Source organism: Methylobacter sp. S3L5C (assembly GCF_022788635.1).
Taxonomy (GTDB): Bacteria; Pseudomonadota; Gammaproteobacteria; order Methylococcales; family Methylomonadaceae; genus Methylobacter_C.
This window is the reverse complement of the sequence record NZ_CP076024.1, coordinates 3,777,323-3,794,329: the sequence shown is the minus strand read 5'-3', so window position 1 is coordinate 3,794,329 and position 17,007 is coordinate 3,777,323. Positions and strand designations below refer to the sequence as shown.

Genomic DNA, 17,007 nt, shown 5'->3' with positions numbered 1-17,007 from the left:
ATGCTGATTCAACTTTTCCTGTGATTACCACGTGAATGTTTTTTACCAGTCGGTCGGTAAGTTAACAGGGATAGGCTCTCAAACGGTAAGTCGTCTGGAAAAACTCGGTATCCGTGTTATTCAGGATCTTATTTTTCATCTACCGCTGCGCTATGAAGATCGAACCCGGATTTATCCTATCGGCTCTTTGCGGGCGGGCATGACCGCACTTATTTGTGGTCGGGTTGAATTTATTGATATTTTACCCAGAGGTCGCAAAAGTCTGATTTGTCGAATTAGTGATGACACCGGTTTTATCTCTTTAAAATTTTTTCATTTCAGTGCCAACCAGCACAATAGCTTAAAACCGGGGACATTAATCAGTTGTTTTGCTGAAGTACGCCACGGCTTTGGCGGACTGGAAATGGTGCATCCTGATTATCATATTATTTTAAATCCGGATACTGAGGTTAGGGAAGCCTGTTTAACCCCTGTGTATCCATTAACAGAGGGACTTGGCCAAAATACCTTAAGAAAAGCGGTAAAAAATGCCTTAAGTCTTTGCGTTAATGAACCGCAATTGTTAATTGACTGGATTCCTGCAGCGATTTTAAAAAATTACCACTATCCGTCTTTGGCAGAAGCAATACAAATTTTACACGCCCCTGATGAATCAGTTTCTATTGAGGCATTACAAAATGGCAGTGTTCCTGCGCTTAAACGTTTGGCCTTTGAAGAATTGCTGGCGCATCATCTGAGTTTACGAGTCACCCGAAATAAAACCAAAGCCTGGCAAGCACCAATATTCGAAGAATCTACTGATAAAACTATCACCGAACAGTTCTTAAACTCGCTGCCTTTTAAATTAACCGGTGCACAGCAACGTGTTATCGCAGAAATTGAAGCCGATTTCCGACTGCAACATCCGATGATGCGACTGGTTCAGGGCGATGTCGGCTCAGGTAAAACTATTGTTTCTGCTTATGCGGCGTTGCTGGCCTTAATGGCGGGTTATCAAGTCGCGATCATGGCACCGACAGAATTATTGGCAGAACAGCATAAACGCAATTTTAGTATCTGGTTTGAAAATTTTCAGACCAAAGTCGTATTTTTGACCGGTCAAGTTAAAGGCAATGCCCGTAAAGAGCTTTTACAAGCCTTGGAGGATGGTTCTGCCGGCATTATTATTGGTACGCATGCGTTATTTCAGGAAACTGTTAATTTTCATCGGCTGGGTTTGGTTATTATTGATGAACAACACCGTTTCGGGGTTCATCAACGGTTGGCGCTGAGAGAAAAAGGCCAGCAGGGCAATACCAGGCCACATCAATTAGTAATGACTGCTACCCCGATTCCTCGTACTCTGGCCATGTTGCAATATTCTGATTTGGATATATCCATTATTGATGAGCTGCCCCCCGGTAGAAAACCCATTGTCACCAGTGTCATTCCCGCCGAACGCCGCGCCGAAGTAATTGAACGGATTAACAGTTGGGTCAGTAAAAAACGGCAGGTATATTGGGTGTGTACATTAATAGAAGAATCAGAAGTGTTGGAGTGCGAAGCCGCTGAAAAAACCGCCGAACTGTTAACCATGGCTTTACCCGATGTGCGTGTTGCTTTGATTCACGGACGTATGAAAAGCGCCGATAAAGATGCCATTATGCAGGCCTTTAAGAAACATGAAATTGACTTGTTGGTTGCCACCACAGTTATTGAAGTGGGTGTCGATGTACCCAATGCGGGTTTGATGATTATTGAAAATCCTGAACGCCTGGGGCTTTCACAACTGCATCAATTACGCGGACGGGTCGGGCGAGGGGAGGACGATAGCTACTGTTTATTGATGTATCAAGCCCCATTGTCAGATACTGCCCGTCAGCGCTTGAGTATTTTAAGAGACAGTAATGACGGGTTTGTTATTGCCGAAAAAGACCTGCAATTACGAGGGCCTGGCGAGGTGATGGGTACACGGCAAACCGGTGCCATAAATTTTAAAATTGCCGATTTGGCCAGAGACGCCGATTTGCTGGATGCTATCCAACAGACCGGTGAGCAAATTTTTACCGAAGCGCCCCAAGCCATACAACCTTTGTGTGATCGTTGGCTGGGTACATCCACAGATTATGCCGAGGTTTAGTTCAGTTTGACTACTAAAAGCTTGTTATTTAACCGCGAACCGTCATGGCAGGAAAATTGCCAGGGTTTACGCCATAAAATCCCTGAAAATATTCAATCATGGACCTATGAGTCAGGCTCCTTAACCCAACGGTTACGTAATTATTATGGTGCCGGGGTTGCCGTTAAAGTATTGCTTCAACGTTGGCAAACGCCTTTTTTGAGTGAGCGCCGTTTACTTAAATTGCCTGAACATCAGTACAGCCTGATCCGCGAGGTGTTACTTCATGTCAACGGCAAGCCGCTGATTTTGGCAAGAACCATCATTCCGGCAAGCACCGTCAAAACGGCTAAAAGCAATTTATCCAAACTGGGCAGTCGCCCGTTAGGGGAGATTATTTTTTCTTATCCCAAACTGGAACGCATTGCGATGGATATTACCTTGATTAACCCGTCTACATGGACGCAGCCAGCACTTGCTGAAGTCGATATCAAGCAACCGATATGGGGCAGGCGAACGGTTTATGCCATTGCCCATCAGCAAATGCTGGTCAGCGAGTTTTTTTTACCGGAAATTTTAAGGTAGTTTTGTCGGCCAGGTTAGCGTTATCGGTCTATTATCTGAAAGCATCTACTGTTAAGGTTTATATTGTTCGTGCCTTTCGTGGATTATGATTTTATTTCATACGCCTTTGCTACGGTTTTCCATACGCCGTAAAAATTCGGCCATGATCAGCCGATAGAGTTCGTCACCCAGATACTTGTCTTCAATGCCGCTGTCTATATTGGGGTTATCATTGACTTCTATGACATAGCCTTTGCCGTTTTTTTCTTTAACATCAACGCCGTATAAACCATTCCCTATCGGTAGAGTCGCTTTTAAAGCCGCTTCAAGCACGGCTTTGGGTACCTCAAAGGTCGGCAAGGTTTCAAAGCTGCCGCTATCGGTCCGGCTTTCGTGGTGGCGGTAGATCTGCCAGTGGTTTTTAACCATGTAATAACGGCAGGCGTACAAAGCACGGTTATTAAAAATACCGATGCGCCAGTCAAATTCAGTATAAAGAAATTCTTGAGCTAACAGCAGGGCAGACTTTTGAAATAACTCGTCAACTTTACTATTAAGTTCCTGTCGGTTATTGACCTTAACAATGCCCCTGGAAAATGATCCATCCGGAATCTTGATCACCATTGGAAAGCCTGCTTCACTTTCCACTCTGTCCAGATGAACAGCATTGCCCTTGTGTAGTAGCCAGGTTTTTGGGCTGGGGACATGATGAGTCCTGAATAAATCAGCAAGATACACTTTATTGGCGCACCGCAGCATGGATGTGGGGTCGTCAATAACGATCAAACCTTCGGCCTCGGCTTTTTTTGAGAAGCGATAAGTGTGATGATCAATACCGGTAGTTTCGCGGATAAACAAGCCGTCAAATTCAGGTAAGCGGGCATAATCTTGCTGGGATATTAATTCAACTTCAATACCTAGTTCCCGACCAATCTTGATAAACTTTTTAAGTGCCCCCCGATTACTCGGTGGTAACTGTTCTTCCGAGTCAATGAGCATTGCAAGGTCATAACGTGTAGTCTTACGCGCCCGGCTTTTGCGCCAGACTTTTTTACTGAATTTATCCAGTGCTTCAGCAAAAACAGTTTGCTGAGGATCATCCAAGGCACGATGCGAAATTGGTTTTAAGCCAATTATTTTCCACTGCTGACTAAAGCATAGTGTTATCTCCAAAACCGGACAGGAAAAACGTTCAAACAGTAGTCTGGTCAGTTCTTGAAAAGCCGGATCAGCGGTAGTGCCAAAATAACTTAACAGGGTTATTTCATTATTGAGGGTTTCACGACTTTTGAAAGCACGCGCTAAAGTTGATGACAGATCTTCAAGCTGAAGTTGATAGAGTGCTTGTTTACCTAGGTCGTTAATTACTTTAACAGAAGGAATTACGTGATGACCGCGCGCTTCTGCGAGCAATGAGCAGTAATAACCATCGGAGAGATAACTATAGCTACTGCAAAGATTAATCACGCGAACCCGTTGTTCCGATTCACCTTGCTCGGTAGCGAGATAGGTTTCAAAGGTCATAACCTGGTCACTAGGATAATAAGGGTTCCAATCTGAAAGATTGTCAACAACCAGCAGGGTGCATGCCATGGCAAAAATAATCCGGTAATAAATGAAGCTTGATCTTGAAACCCGTCAGGTTTTATACCAGAAATTTCGCAGCTTGAGTAGTAATAAAAAGCACTTACAAGCCAAACGGGAAAACACCTGTTTGCTGTAACGGAATCAATCCATTTTTAATATTGATAAGCTATTGTCTGAACAATGGCGCTCACTTTATTATGTTTGTTGATGAGGAGGTAATTTTTCCAATAAAAAAATCCTTGGCTATTTTAATCTGGATGGGAGAAGCACTGATAGAGTTCTAACGCTTCTTACTTGCAAAAAGCAATATCCCTGCACCTGCAACTATTGCTCCTACACCAGCCCAGACAGGAATATAAACGGTCTGTGTTTCATTAACCGATAGTTCCAATGGGCCTATCTTGGCTTCCTGGGTTTCTTTGGTATAGCTAAAACGACCATATACCAACCCAGACAGGCCGGCTATGATTAGCAAAACTGCCAAAATCTTGACTACGTTCATATCGTTTCCCCTATCATTAATGATATTTTCGGTTGGATTGATCTGTTTTCACAAAGGTTCTAGGTGATTTAATTAAGACTCCTAAAAACGTTTTTGCACTTTAATGAATATTCTATTACGGTTTGTATAAATATATTTCAGTACTGTTATAAAACTCTTCGCCCATTAATAATACGTAATAATATTACGATGACTGCGATAACCAATAAAATATGAATAAACCCACCTAGTGTGTAGGCTGACACTAATCCCAGTACCCAAAGGATGATTAGGACGATAGCTAGAGATTCAAGCATTTTTTTTCTCCGAAAGAGGTTGTCAATTGACGACGATATAAAGTAACGGTAATAAATAGTATTCGGTAACGAAAAAGTCGGTGGATCATCCACGCAACATTTTTTTCGTTACCAAAGTCGTCAATATTTATTGGGCTGCTTTAAGATGCGTTACTGCTTCTTCAGCCGATTTTTTGGCTAAGTCAGTGTGCTTCATTTTACCGTGATCAATAGCGTCATTCAGACTCTTGATACCGGCATCAAGGTGTTCATCAGCAACCTTGGCATGAGTTTTTGCAACTTCTGCATGTTCAGCGATGGTCTTACCATCAGCAGCACTAACTGCTGCTTCCGCATGTTTGAGTGCTTCGGTGATGTGGCTCTCTTCGGCATAAGCACCAAATGAAGCCAAAGCCAGGATACTACCTGCACATAAATTAGTAAGTTTCATTGTATGTCTCTTAATAGTTATTCAAGAATTTTTCATTTTGATTCTGCGCTAGATTGTAGAGTTGTTTACTGCACAATCAACGTCACTTTTTTATTTGTCTTTCTTGGTTTCGTTCTTGATATCTTGCTTGATATCACCATATTCTGACTGAACCTTACCAACATTTTTTTGAATATTGCCTTCCAGTTCCATACTTTTATCGTTTATCACTTGGCCGGTGATTTCCTTGACAGTACCTTTTGCTTCCTCAACCCTGCCATTGACTTGATCTTTATTGACAAGTGTCTGGTTTTGACTTTCTGTGGCATAAGCGCCAAATGAGGAAAATGTTAGAATGATAGTTGCTGCCAAATGGGTAAGTTTTATATTATTGATTTTCATATTTTCTTCCTGTAAAAAATGGATTGCAATTATTTTCTTGTTGCGATGCCGCAAATTAACTTGCGCTCATCTGGACTTAGCCGCTGATTTTAAATTTTATCGATGGCTTTTTTAATCGACTCTTTAGTGTCTTCTTTCAGATCACTAAGTCCTGACTGAACCTTGCCGATATTTTTTTGGATATTTCCTTCTGCTTCCATATCCTCGTCATCCAGAATAACGCCGGTAGCTTCTTTGACTTTACCTTTGGCTTCTTCGATACGGCCTTTTATTTGATCTTTGTTCATGAGAATCTCCTGATAAGTTAGTCATGACCTATTGAGTCATGAGTGAGGTGCGAAATACTATTTCCGACCACTGGCTAAAGATTTTACACACAAGACCGAGTCTGGTCAGTGCGGTAACGTACAGATTTGAAATTAGTTCAAGATACACATTACGATAGTGGCATGGCATTCAATTAGAAATGACAATTATTGACTAAGTTGATTTTGTTATATGGCAGATAAAAAATATTCCACAGGTGCAGAAAATAAGTCGGTGTTTTTATGAAAACAACGATTAATAGAATAGTACGAGTTTGGATGTTGTTATCTTTGTAAATACTCGCTAATTGCCGAGGGGTATTAAATTTGTTGGTGCATGGTTTTGTGTTCGACGGCGAGCAGACAGTTATTTGAATCACGCGCATTATAGGGCTATAGCAGGAAAGCATAAAGTCACATAAAGTTATTTATGTGACTTGTATCTTACGATCCCATTAATCGGAAGCCGCAGGATATTTTATGAAACAGATGACACCAAGTTTTAAACAAGGTTATTGGTAGTAACCGTTTATTACTGGTTGGAATCAGAAAGGATGATGATTCTTTTCTGGTTGACTTTTAAAAAATGGCTCTTATCAATCACCCGAATAACTGCGCTTGGAATGCTGGTTATTTCTGGCTGTACATCAAAAGACTCAAACGAGAATTTGCCTGGACAAGATAAAAAAATACCACAAGAATCAGGTAGCGTTATCAGCAAACCTAATCATAAGGAGGTCGGCGAAGCATCTTGTTACGTACCTCGATTGCAAGGTCAGCAGACAAGGCTTTATTGGCTTTGATATTTAAAAATCGTAAGGCTTTTGATTTATCCGGCATGATCTAAAAGCAATTTATTAAGTATAGAGAGGCTGCCAAAAATAATCCATGCAATTACGTGACTGGAAAGCAGTCATTAATGAGTTTATGATTGTACGAGAGTAAACTGCTTTTATTTAAAAGCAGTTTACTGACGAGTCATCCCTGAATATTCTGATTAGCTGGAAATATTAGGTACAGAAAATGTATGGAAAGTGTATTTTTTGAATAAACTGACGTAATTAATGTAGATACGATATATCAAGTCTTTACCCTTCCAAAAGGAAACAAAATGAGCTTTACAAAAATATTCGCCGGCCTGTTTTTAGCGGCAATTATATTGCCGGCTTCAGCAGAAGAAGCATTTAAAGTCTGTGCTGATCCACTAAATCCTCCCTACTCAACAAAAAATAAAGACGGTTTTGAAAACAAAATTGCCGAATTATTTGCCAAGGAACTGGGGCAAAAAATTGAGTACACCTGGTTTGCCCAACGTCTTGGTTTTATTCGTAATACGTTAACAGCATCAGTAAGCGATCTGGCGGTAGACAGTGATGAGTTTAAATGCGACATTGTCATGGGCGTGCCAGCCGGTTATGATTTAACCTTGACTACTGTGCCTTACTACAAATCAACTTATGTGTTGTTGGTTGCGAAAGGACGTGGTTGGGATGATATTAAGGACGCCTCTCAGTTAACACAATTGCCTTTGCAAAGACAGGAATCCTTAAAAATTGCGATGTTTGATCGCGGTCCTGGTACGGCCTGGTTACAAAAAAATGGCCTGCTTGATCAAGGTATCTCTTATCAGTCAATGTCCGGGGATAGCGAAAACAACACGGCTATGCAGATAGAGAAGGATCTAAAAGCCAAAAAAATTGATATGGTTATTTTGTGGGGACCAATGGCAGCTTACGTTACGGCACAAAGCCCCAAAAATAGTTATGTAATGATTCCAATGAAATCAACACCGGCAATAAAGTTTGATTTTGCTATGGCGATGGGCGTTCGTAATGGTGATAAGACAAGAAAAGTCGTACTTGACAAACTGATTGTTGCTAAAGCAGATAAGATTAAAGAAATTATAGCGAGTTACAATATTCCTTTGTTACCGATAACAAAAGAAGTCGTTCGTGATGATGATTAACCAAAGCAGGTAAAAGGTTCGAGGTAAAAGGGGTTATTTTTTACCTCGAACCTGCTTTTAAAAATCAATTTCGATTAAATAGTGCTACCAGATGGGCAAATCGGGTAGCTTGGTCATGTGATAATTGATCCCATTGGAAACGCCACTTCCAGTTTCCTACGGTGGTGCCGGGGGTGTTCATTCGAGCCTCGGAGCCCAGTTCAAGAATATCCTGCATGGGTATAACAGCAAGGTTGGCAACTGATCCCAAAGCCGCTTGTATAATTGCGCAATGCACCGGCATTGAAGGGTTACCCAGGTATTCGTAAACGTAGTTTTTTTCATGATCACTGATACTTTTCGACCAACCTACCGATGTATCGTTGTCATGAGTCCCTGTATAAACCACACAGTTTCTTTCATGATTACCCGGTAAATAGGGGTTGTCAGGACCGCTACCAAAAGCAAATTGTAAGATTTTCATGCCGGGTAGTCCAAAGCTGTCTCTCAATTCATCGACTTCATCGGTAATAATCCCCAAGTCTTCAGCTACCAAGGGAATGGTGCCAAGATGGCTTTGCAGTGCATTTAATAAATCTTTTCCAGGCGCTTTAACCCACTGACCATTTTGGGCGGTTGGTTCATCGGCAGGTATTTCCCAGGCCGCTTCCAGGCCCCGAAAATGATCAATGCGAAGAATGTCAAATTGTTCAAGCTGAGTTTGCATTCGTTCAACCCACCATGCAAAGCCGGTTTTGTTCAGATAATCCCAATCGTAATGCGGATTACCCCAGCGCTGGCCGGTTTCGGAAAAATAATCCGGTGGGACACCTGCAACAACCAACATTTCACCTGATTCATCAAGTTTGAAAACCTCACGATGAGCCCAGACATCAGAACTGTCATAAGATACAAAAATAGGAATGTCGCCAAACAAAAGTACCTCTTTGTTGTTGGCATAGGCTTTTAATTCCATCCATTGCCGGAAAAAAACATATTGTTCAAATTTAATATTTTCAATACTGTCAGCTAGCCGTTGACGTGCTTCATTAAGGGCAACCAGCTCTCTTTCCTTGAAAGGTTCAGGCCATTGGTTCCAGCATTGTTGATTAAATACAATTCTAAGTGCTATAAATAAAGCAAAATCATCAAGCCAATAGGCTTTTTTCTGGCAAAAATCGGCAAAATCATCCTTGTCTATTTGATTTGCGCTTTCTAAAAAACCTTTAAAAGCTTTTGCGACTAAACAGCTTTTATTAAACGCGGAAGTTGCCTGACACTCGTCACATTGCTCTGACAATGGTAACCAACCCAGTTTAACCAACCCAAGAATATCAATGAATATTGGATTACCTGCGTGAGCAGAGAGGCATTGATAAGGAGAACCATCTGCATGGGTCATACCCAAGGGCAATGTTTGCCATACCCCAACACCTGAATCATGCAGGAAATTGACAAAATTATAGGCTTCTTGACCTAAATTACCTTGTCTATCAGTGCCTGGCAGCGAAGTAATATGGAGCAGAATACCTGCCCGACGTTTATTTAAAAGGTTATTCACGATTAGGTATCTCTAGTTAATGTTCAGAGCTTGGCCGCATTGCTCCGCCCATAGCGGGATTACCAGCGCCGTGCGTAAATGACAGGGCCAGATAAGCGGGAGGGTTTTCGCCTAATAATTGATACAGATTGGTTAAATTAAGCCGGAATTGTTTCTCAAAACTGCTAACTGCTTCGCCAGGATTATCGTCACCAAACCACCAAAACCAGTCTGAACCTTCACAAACAGCAAGCTGAATTTGGGCCTGTTGAACTTGTTGATCGCTTAAGTGGTTGGTGGTCATGGCATTATCAAAGGCAACTTTTACGTCAGCCAGCATTTCCCAACCGCGGTTTTTGTCCGGAGATCCTATCCAGGTTGAAAAAGTTCCGTAAACCCAGCTACCTGCAACTAATTTAGTTAAGGGTTTGACAGTCGTTTTATTTTTTAAACAATCCGAAAAAGTGCTTAATTCAATGGTTGGGTGACTGGCTAACCGGCTATATAAAGCACTCAGGAAGTGATAACCGTTATCAGGGAAATATTCCCAGGCATTCTCGCCATCCATGATGATTGAAACGATTTTATCCCCCGGTTCGTGGGTAGCGATATTTTCCAAATGCTGAATAAAATCACCAACAGCATCGTCGGCGTGCCATGTTGAATATTCAAAACCTATCATGTCAGACAACCCATCGTCCCTGAAAAAACAGGCTATTTTGGTATCTTTTAGCTTAAAGGGATGGTGTATTCCGATTGCTTCTTTATGGTCAGATAGATGTAAACTATTTTGTAGAACCGTACCACCACTTGCTGCCCAACTAAAGCCAAAGTCACTCAGTACTTCTAGTGTTTGTTTGCTGATACTACCTTCTGATGGCCAGCAGCCTTTAGGTTTAGTGCCAAAAAAACGCATGAAAGTTTGTACGCCTTTTTCAAGATGCCATTTAACACGTTCCTCACCCCCTGGATAAGTATCCCGTTCAGGTAAAGGTGCATCAGGCATTGCTTCATGTGTTGTCTGCAAGTCCAGTAATAGTGGCATAATGGGATGTGCATAAGGTGTTACTGACAGCTCGATTTGCCCTTGTTCTGCTAATACCTTATATCTTTTAAGTACATTTTCCAGAAGCCCGCCTATAATTCTGACCATTTCAACTCGGTCATCGAGGCTATAATCGGAACATTTTTCTATTAAGCGTTTTACCCGGTCATCTGATAATTTTACGGTTTCTCCTATCCATGCCAGATGATACCAAACTAACAGATCATTAATAAATTGGGTATTGATATAGCGAAATGAGTCATTATGTTGTTCAAGCCACTCGGTCATTTCTACTAATTGTTTGAACGCTGGATAACGGTTTATTTGTCTGTCCCGGTTGGCACGGAGACAGTTTTTAATCAGTTTCCAGCAATCTTTAGAATTTTCAGGAACAGTGGGAGCTATTAAAGCGGCCAGTAAAGGATCAGTAATAGAATAGCCATTATGTAAATAACCATTGACTTGGTTGGTATATTCTTCAATTTGTTCCAGTAAAATAGGCGCGAAATTGACGACTGCTTTAGCTTCAGGCACGGCTTCCAGATGAGCAACCATATCAACATAGTCTTTAATTACATGAAGATACGTCCACGGCAATTTGAATTCTCCTGAGTGTAAATCCCTATACTCTGGTTGGTGCATGTGCCAGCACAAGACCAGTTTCAATTTTTTTTTGTTGGGCATATTTTTCTATTCTCGCCAATAACAGTCATACGGAAGAGGGTAATTAAATTTATGCTTTAAGTACAGATAGATTTTCGTGGTTTATGTTTTTTTTTCTGGATTAGTTTCGCTCTTGGTAATTGCTTCATGCGTCACTTAAAGCAATTACTTTAAGTGACGCTGATGCGCTTTTTGCTTACATCATCTTTGGTTACGTACTTCCTGCATCTATTCTGTAAATATTATTTACCGAACATAATGCAATTTTTGTCCCAACATATCAGGAGTCACCAACACAACGCCACCAGGACTGACAAAAAATCTTTTTTCGTCGTCCGCCCGGTTTTCGCCAATGATAGTGCCTTCGGGAACTTCACAACCTTTTTCTATAATTGCTTTGGTGATGCGGCAATGGCGCGCTATGTTGACTTGGGGCAGAACGATAGAGTCTTGTACCGACGTAAATGAATTAACACGGACATTTGAGAATAATAATGAATGTCTTATTTTAGCGCCTGAAATTACACAGCCTCCTGAAACCATAGAATCAACAGCCTGTCCGCGTCGTTCATCATCATCAAAAACAAATTTTGCTGGCGGCGTTTGTTCTTGATTAGTCCATATTGGCCAAGTGGTATCATATAAATTCAAGCCAGGATTAACACCAATTAATTCCATATTAGCAGCCCAGTAAGCATCTATAGTACCTACATCACGCCAGTAGCTTTGCTCACCACTTTGTAAATCTAAAAAAGGATAGGCATTGACCAGATATCTATCAATAACTGCAGGAATAATATCTTTGCCGAAATCATGTGTAGAGTCTTTAGTATCGGCATCTTTAAGCAATTGTTCAAAAAGAAAACTGGCATTAAAAATATAGATACCCATAGAGGCTAAAGCGGTATCGGTTCTGCCTGGCATAACGGGGGGATTTTCAGGTTTTTCTACGAAAGCTTTAACGCGTCGGTTACTATCAACATCCATCACTCCAAAAGCCGATGCTTCTTCCAGTGAGACTTCAAAGCAACCTATGGTCAGGTCAGCATTTTTCTCAATATGGTCGGCCAGCATTGCGCCATAATCCATTTTGTAAATGTGATCGCCGGCCAAAACCAGAATATGTTCCGGATTACGACTACGGAGAATATCGATGTTTTGAAAAACAGCATCGGCAGTTCCTTGATACCAGGAGTTTTCATTGTGTCTTTGTTGTGCAGGCATTAAATCAACATATTCACCAAATTCACCTCGTAAAAATCCCCATCCTTGTTGAATGTGGCGAATAAGAGAATCTGATTTGTATTGCGTTAAAATACCAATTTTACGTATACCTGAGTTAACGCAATTTGATAACGGAAAATCAATAATGCGAAACTTGCCACCAAATGGAACAGCGGGCTTGGCACGCCAATCTGTCATGTTCATCAACCGCGAGCCTCGGCCACCAGCTAATATTAATGCAATTGTATTACGGGTTAAATGACCGACATTATGATCATGCTTTTTATTGCTGGACGCTGACATTTTTATCTCCATATTGATATAGATATTACAACTGTTTGTTATTTTGGTAAGATTCGCCTAACATTAATTCTATTACTAGCATTCATTCTACTACTACACCGAGGCCATTCAAAGTGAAAAAGCGTTCTAATAACACTCTAGACTCTGATGCTAAAAAAGCAATCTCAGAAAAACTGAAAGCGAACCTGCATGACTCTGAATCGACAGCTATTATTGAAAAAAAACCGGCATTGAGCATATCTGATTCTACTTCGACAAAAAGTGTAAAAATAAAGGAAAAAGTGAAAGTCCCTGTTTCAATTTCAGTACCTGTAAATGCCCTGGTAGCAAAAGAAGTAGAGAATATTCTTGATCCTGATTCACTAAAAATAAGCGAAGCAAGGCATCATGATCCTTTTTCAGTTTTAGGCCGCCATCCAAAGAATAATCAAGTTCAGGTTAAAGTCTATCTGCCTTACGCAGAAACAGTTTGCTTCAGTAATAATGGTCCTGCACTTAACAGGATAGCAGGTACTGATTTTTTTGAATATTACGCGAAAGAAGATGAGTTACCGAAGTTGCCGAAACACTATCAGTTAACCTGGATTGATAAAAACGGTTACACCCACGAGAATTACGATCCATACGATTTTGGTCCCCAATTACCTGAATTTGACATACATTTGTATGGCGAAGGAAAGCATTGGCATATTTACAAAAAAATGGGTGGACACCTGCATAGTGTTGATGGTGTCGATGGCGTGTTATTTACGCTGTGGGCCCCCAATGCGGGTCGGGTGAGTGCGGTTGGCGACTTTAATCGCTGGGATGGCCGTTGTCATCCTATGCGAAGTCTTGGTGGTAGTGGATTATGGGAGCTATTTATTCCCGGCCTAAAGACAGGTTGCTTATATAAATTTGAAATTTTAAATCGAAATACTAATGAAATCCTGCTAAAAACTGATCCTTATGGACAGCAATTTGAATTTCGCCCAAATACCTCGTCTATTGTTGTCGAAGAAAACAGCTATACTTGGCAGGACAAGGAATGGGTGTCACGGCGTGCAAAACACGATTGGCTGCACGAACCTATGGCTATCTATGAGGTTCATCTGGGTTCATGGCGACGGGATAATCAGGGCAATTTTCTTTCTTATCGGGAGTTGGCAGTTGAGCTTGTCAACTATGTCAAACAAATGGGCTTTACCCATATTGAACTGTTGCCTGTTACCGAGCACCCTTTTGATGGTTCATGGGGCTATCAAACTACAGGCTATTTTGCGCCGACCAGTCGTCATGGCACCCCTGATGATTTTCGCTATTTTGTCGACACCTGCCACAAAAATGAGATAGGTATTATTCTGGATTGGGTTCCTGCTCATTTTCCTAAAGATGCTTTTGCACTGGCGCGTTTTGATGGCAGTGCCCTTTATGAACATGAAGATCCGCGTAAAGGTGAACATCGCGACTGGGGTACCTTAATTTACAATTACGGACGTAATGAGGTTAAAAATTTTTTACTCGCCAGTGCAGTTTTCTGGTTGAAAGAGTTTCATCTGGACGGCTTAAGAGTTGATGCGGTGGCTTCTATGCTTTATCTCGATTACTCACGCGAAGAAAATGACTGGATTCCCAATATGTATGGCGGCAACGAGAATTTGGAGGCTATTGAATTTTTTAAAGAACTTAATACCGTCACTCATGACCTGCATCCTGGCACTGTCATGATGGCTGAAGAATCCACATCCTGGCCTCAGGTCACCCGTCCGACATGGACAGGTGGTTTAGGCTTTTCGATGAAGTGGAATATGGGGTGGATGCATGATGTTCTTTCTTACATGAGTGAGGAGCCGATACATCGCAAATACCATCATGACCAGCTTACTTTCGGTATGCTCTATGCTTTTACTGAAAACTTCGCACTGCCTTTCTCGCATGATGAGGTCGTTCATGGGAAAGGTTCGTTAGTGAGTAAAATGCCGGGTGATGCTTGGCAAAAATTCGCTAATTTACGATTGTTATATACATTTATGTATACCTATCCAGGTAAAAAACTGTTGTTTATGGGCTGTGAGTTTGGTCAAGGTACGGAGTGGAATGCCAATAAAGAATTAGACTGGTACGTTTTGGATTACCCTCATCACAAGGGAGTACAAACTTTAGTTAAAGATCTTAATCATCTTTATAAAACACATCCGGCTTTATTTGCGCATGATTTTGATCATCATGGGTTTGAGTGGATTGATTGTCATGATGTTGAACAGTCCATTATTAGTTATCGTCGCAAAAACAAATTTGAAGAGTTGGTTATTGTGCTTAACTTTACGCCGGTTCCCAGAGAAAATTATCGGCTTGGTGTGCCTGAAGCAGGTACTTACACTGAGATTTTTAATTCTGATTCCGAATATTATGATGGCAGTAATGTGGGTAATGGTGCGGTGGTGTCAGAACCTACGCCCTGGATGAATTGCCCACATTCCATCAGCCTTGACTTGCCACCTTTGGGAGCTTTGATCTTAAAGTTATAAATTAGGTACAAGGTACAAGGTACAAGGTTAAGAGTGATTGTGTTTGCCTTGTATCTTTTACCTGCTCTTAAATTTAAGTAATCTTGGAGTCCGATGAAAAAAATTCTCTTTGTTACCAGTGAAGCACATCCTTTAATTAAAACGGGTGGGCTTGCGGATGTTTGCGGTAGCTTGCCTAAGGCGCTAGCCGAATTATCCCAAGATATAAAGCTGATTATTCCTAATTATCAAGCATTAAAAACCAGTGAAAATGTCCGTTTTCTTTGTTCCATACGGATTGATAACAGAAACATTAATATACTTGAAACCCGAATGCCCGATAGTCATGTAATTGTCTGGCTGGTTGATTATCCTGCATACTTTAACTACCCGGGTAATCCCTATGTCGATGAGTTGGGTGAGCCTTGGTCCAACAACGCTGAGCGCTTTGGCTTGTTTTGTCGCATTGCCGTTGAAATGGCTATGGATAGGGCCAATCAGGGCTGGAAGCCCGATATTGTTCATTGTAACGATTGGCAAAGTGGTTTGGTTCCAGCCTTGCTATCGCTTGAAAGCGATCGGCCATCGACCGTATTTACCATACATAATATGGCTTATCAGGGCTTGTTTCCTGCAAGTACGGCAGCCCTGTTAAATTTGTCAGGGCAATTATGGAATCCGGCCGGGCTGGAATTTCATGAGATGTTGTCTTTTATTAAAGGTGGTCTGGTTTATGCCGATCACATTACTACAGTTAGTCCAACCTATGCTTTGGAAATACAAACGCCAGAGTTTGGTTATGGTCTTGAAGGGCTATTGGATCATCGCAAAGAGTTTTTAGGCGGCATCATTAACGGTATTGATCTTGATCAATGGAATCCTGAAACAGATCCCTTAATAGCACAGAATTATACGGTTGCAACGCTTAATAAAAAACGACTTAACAAAGCTGAATTACAAACACGATTTGCGCTTCCGGTTAACGATCGTATTCCTCTCATTGGTTTAATTAGTCGACTGGTAGAGCAAAAAGGCATAGATCTGATTTTGGAATGTCTTCCGGAGATGATTGCTATGGATATGCAATTTGCATTATTGGGCAATGGTGATAAAAAGTTTGAAAAACAGCTGCAAAAAATGGCTGATTTGTATCCTGATAAAATTTCGATAACTATCGGCTACGATGAATCACTGGCGCATCTTATCGAGGCTGGTGCTGATATTTTCTTAATGCCTTCCCGATTTGAGCCGTGCGGCTTGAATCAAATGTACAGTCAACGATACGGTACTATACCTATCGTTAGAAAAACTGGAGGCTTGGCCGATACAGTGACTGATACTTTACCTGAATCATTAAGTAATCACACAGCCAGTGGTATTGTCTTCAATGAAGCCAGTTCAGGTGCATTGCTGGAAGCCATCAAGCGCACATTGGTTTTATATAGTATTCCTGATACCTGGAAGAAAATGCAGATTAATGCCATGAAAAAAGATTTTTCCTGGCAACGTAGTGCTGAGCAGTATCTGGCGCTGTATGAGAACCTTTTAAGCTATACTCAAGAATGAATATGTAAGTAAATAATTACGTAGATTTTCAGAAATTAAACTTCCAATTTACGTCGCTGTAAGTTTATACAG

14 protein-coding genes are annotated in these 17,007 nt (G+C 41.2%); 5 read left to right on the top strand and 9 right to left on the bottom strand.

Annotated features, from left to right (window positions below; translation table 11 throughout):
- Positions 1 to 31 precede the first annotated feature (31 nt).
- Entirely contained in the window at positions 32 to 2,119 is a 2,088-nt protein-coding gene (gene recG, locus KKZ03_RS17210) for an ATP-dependent DNA helicase RecG (protein ID WP_243218016.1), read from the top strand.
- A gap of 6 nt (positions 2,120 to 2,125) precedes the next feature.
- Complete coding sequence (locus KKZ03_RS17205) at positions 2,126 to 2,683, top strand: chorismate lyase (protein WP_243218015.1); 558 nt, start codon at positions 2,126 to 2,128, stop codon at positions 2,681 to 2,683.
- 96 nt (positions 2,684 to 2,779) lie between these two features.
- Here KKZ03_RS17205 and KKZ03_RS17200 read toward each other — a convergent pair whose 3' ends face one another.
- From KKZ03_RS17200 to KKZ03_RS17175, 6 genes are all read right to left on the bottom strand, one after another.
- Positions 2,780 to 4,255, bottom strand: a complete 1,476-nt coding sequence (locus KKZ03_RS17200; protein WP_243218014.1) for a RimK family protein — start codon at positions 4,253 to 4,255, stop codon at positions 2,780 to 2,782.
- Between the two features lie 274 nt (positions 4,256 to 4,529).
- Positions 4,530 to 4,751, bottom strand: a complete 222-nt coding sequence (locus KKZ03_RS17195) for a hypothetical protein (RefSeq protein ID WP_243218013.1) — start codon at positions 4,749 to 4,751, stop codon at positions 4,530 to 4,532.
- Positions 4,752 to 4,897: 146 nt separating this feature from the next.
- Positions 4,898 to 5,047 carry a lmo0937 family membrane protein gene (locus KKZ03_RS17190; RefSeq protein ID WP_243218012.1) on the bottom strand — a complete coding sequence of 50 codons (150 nt, stop codon included), beginning with the start codon at positions 5,045 to 5,047 and terminating at the stop codon, positions 4,898 to 4,900.
- A 127-nt stretch (positions 5,048 to 5,174) separates the two neighbouring features.
- Positions 5,175 to 5,477 (bottom strand): small metal-binding protein SmbP, encoded by a 303-nt coding sequence (gene smbP, locus KKZ03_RS17185; RefSeq protein ID WP_243218011.1) that lies wholly within the window; start codon positions 5,475 to 5,477, stop codon positions 5,175 to 5,177.
- Between the two features lie 90 nt (positions 5,478 to 5,567).
- Entirely contained in the window at positions 5,568 to 5,858 is a 291-nt protein-coding gene (locus KKZ03_RS17180; RefSeq protein WP_243218010.1) for a CsbD family protein, read from the bottom strand.
- 89 nt (positions 5,859 to 5,947) lie between these two features.
- On the bottom strand, positions 5,948 to 6,145 hold the full coding sequence (locus tag KKZ03_RS17175; protein WP_243218009.1) for a CsbD family protein: 198 nt from the start codon (positions 6,143 to 6,145) through the stop codon (positions 5,948 to 5,950).
- A 1,129-nt stretch (positions 6,146 to 7,274) separates the two neighbouring features.
- Here KKZ03_RS17175 and KKZ03_RS17170 point away from each other — a divergent pair.
- The gene (locus KKZ03_RS17170; protein WP_243218008.1) at positions 7,275 to 8,129 is read left to right on the top strand and encodes a quinoprotein dehydrogenase-associated putative ABC transporter substrate-binding protein; all 855 of its coding nucleotides are present in this window, start codon (positions 7,275 to 7,277) and stop codon (positions 8,127 to 8,129) included.
- A 64-nt stretch (positions 8,130 to 8,193) separates the two neighbouring features.
- Here the strand turns inward: KKZ03_RS17170 and malQ are convergent, their stop codons facing one another.
- The 3 genes from malQ to glgC form a co-directional block, all read right to left on the bottom strand.
- The gene (gene malQ / locus KKZ03_RS17165; RefSeq protein WP_243218007.1) at positions 8,194 to 9,669 is read right to left on the bottom strand and encodes a 4-alpha-glucanotransferase; all 1,476 of its coding nucleotides are present in this window, start codon (positions 9,667 to 9,669) and stop codon (positions 8,194 to 8,196) included.
- Between the two features lie 16 nt (positions 9,670 to 9,685).
- Positions 9,686 to 11,377 (bottom strand): glycoside hydrolase family 57 protein, encoded by a 1,692-nt coding sequence (locus KKZ03_RS17160; RefSeq protein WP_243218006.1) that lies wholly within the window; start codon positions 11,375 to 11,377, stop codon positions 9,686 to 9,688.
- Between the two features lie 225 nt (positions 11,378 to 11,602).
- Complete coding sequence (gene glgC / locus KKZ03_RS17155; protein ID WP_243218005.1) at positions 11,603 to 12,883, bottom strand: glucose-1-phosphate adenylyltransferase; 1,281 nt, start codon at positions 12,881 to 12,883, stop codon at positions 11,603 to 11,605.
- 320 nt (positions 12,884 to 13,203) lie between these two features.
- Here glgC and glgB point away from each other — a divergent pair, with 320 nt between their 5' ends.
- Both glgB and glgA read left to right on the top strand, forming a co-directional pair.
- Positions 13,204 to 15,390 (top strand): 1,4-alpha-glucan branching protein GlgB, encoded by a 2,187-nt coding sequence (gene glgB, locus KKZ03_RS17150; RefSeq protein ID WP_243221664.1) that lies wholly within the window; start codon positions 13,204 to 13,206, stop codon positions 15,388 to 15,390.
- A gap of 93 nt (positions 15,391 to 15,483) precedes the next feature.
- Positions 15,484 to 16,935 carry a glycogen synthase GlgA gene (gene glgA, locus KKZ03_RS17145; protein WP_243218004.1) on the top strand — a complete coding sequence of 484 codons (1,452 nt, stop codon included), beginning with the start codon at positions 15,484 to 15,486 and terminating at the stop codon, positions 16,933 to 16,935.
- Positions 16,936 to 17,007: the final 72 nt, after the last annotated feature.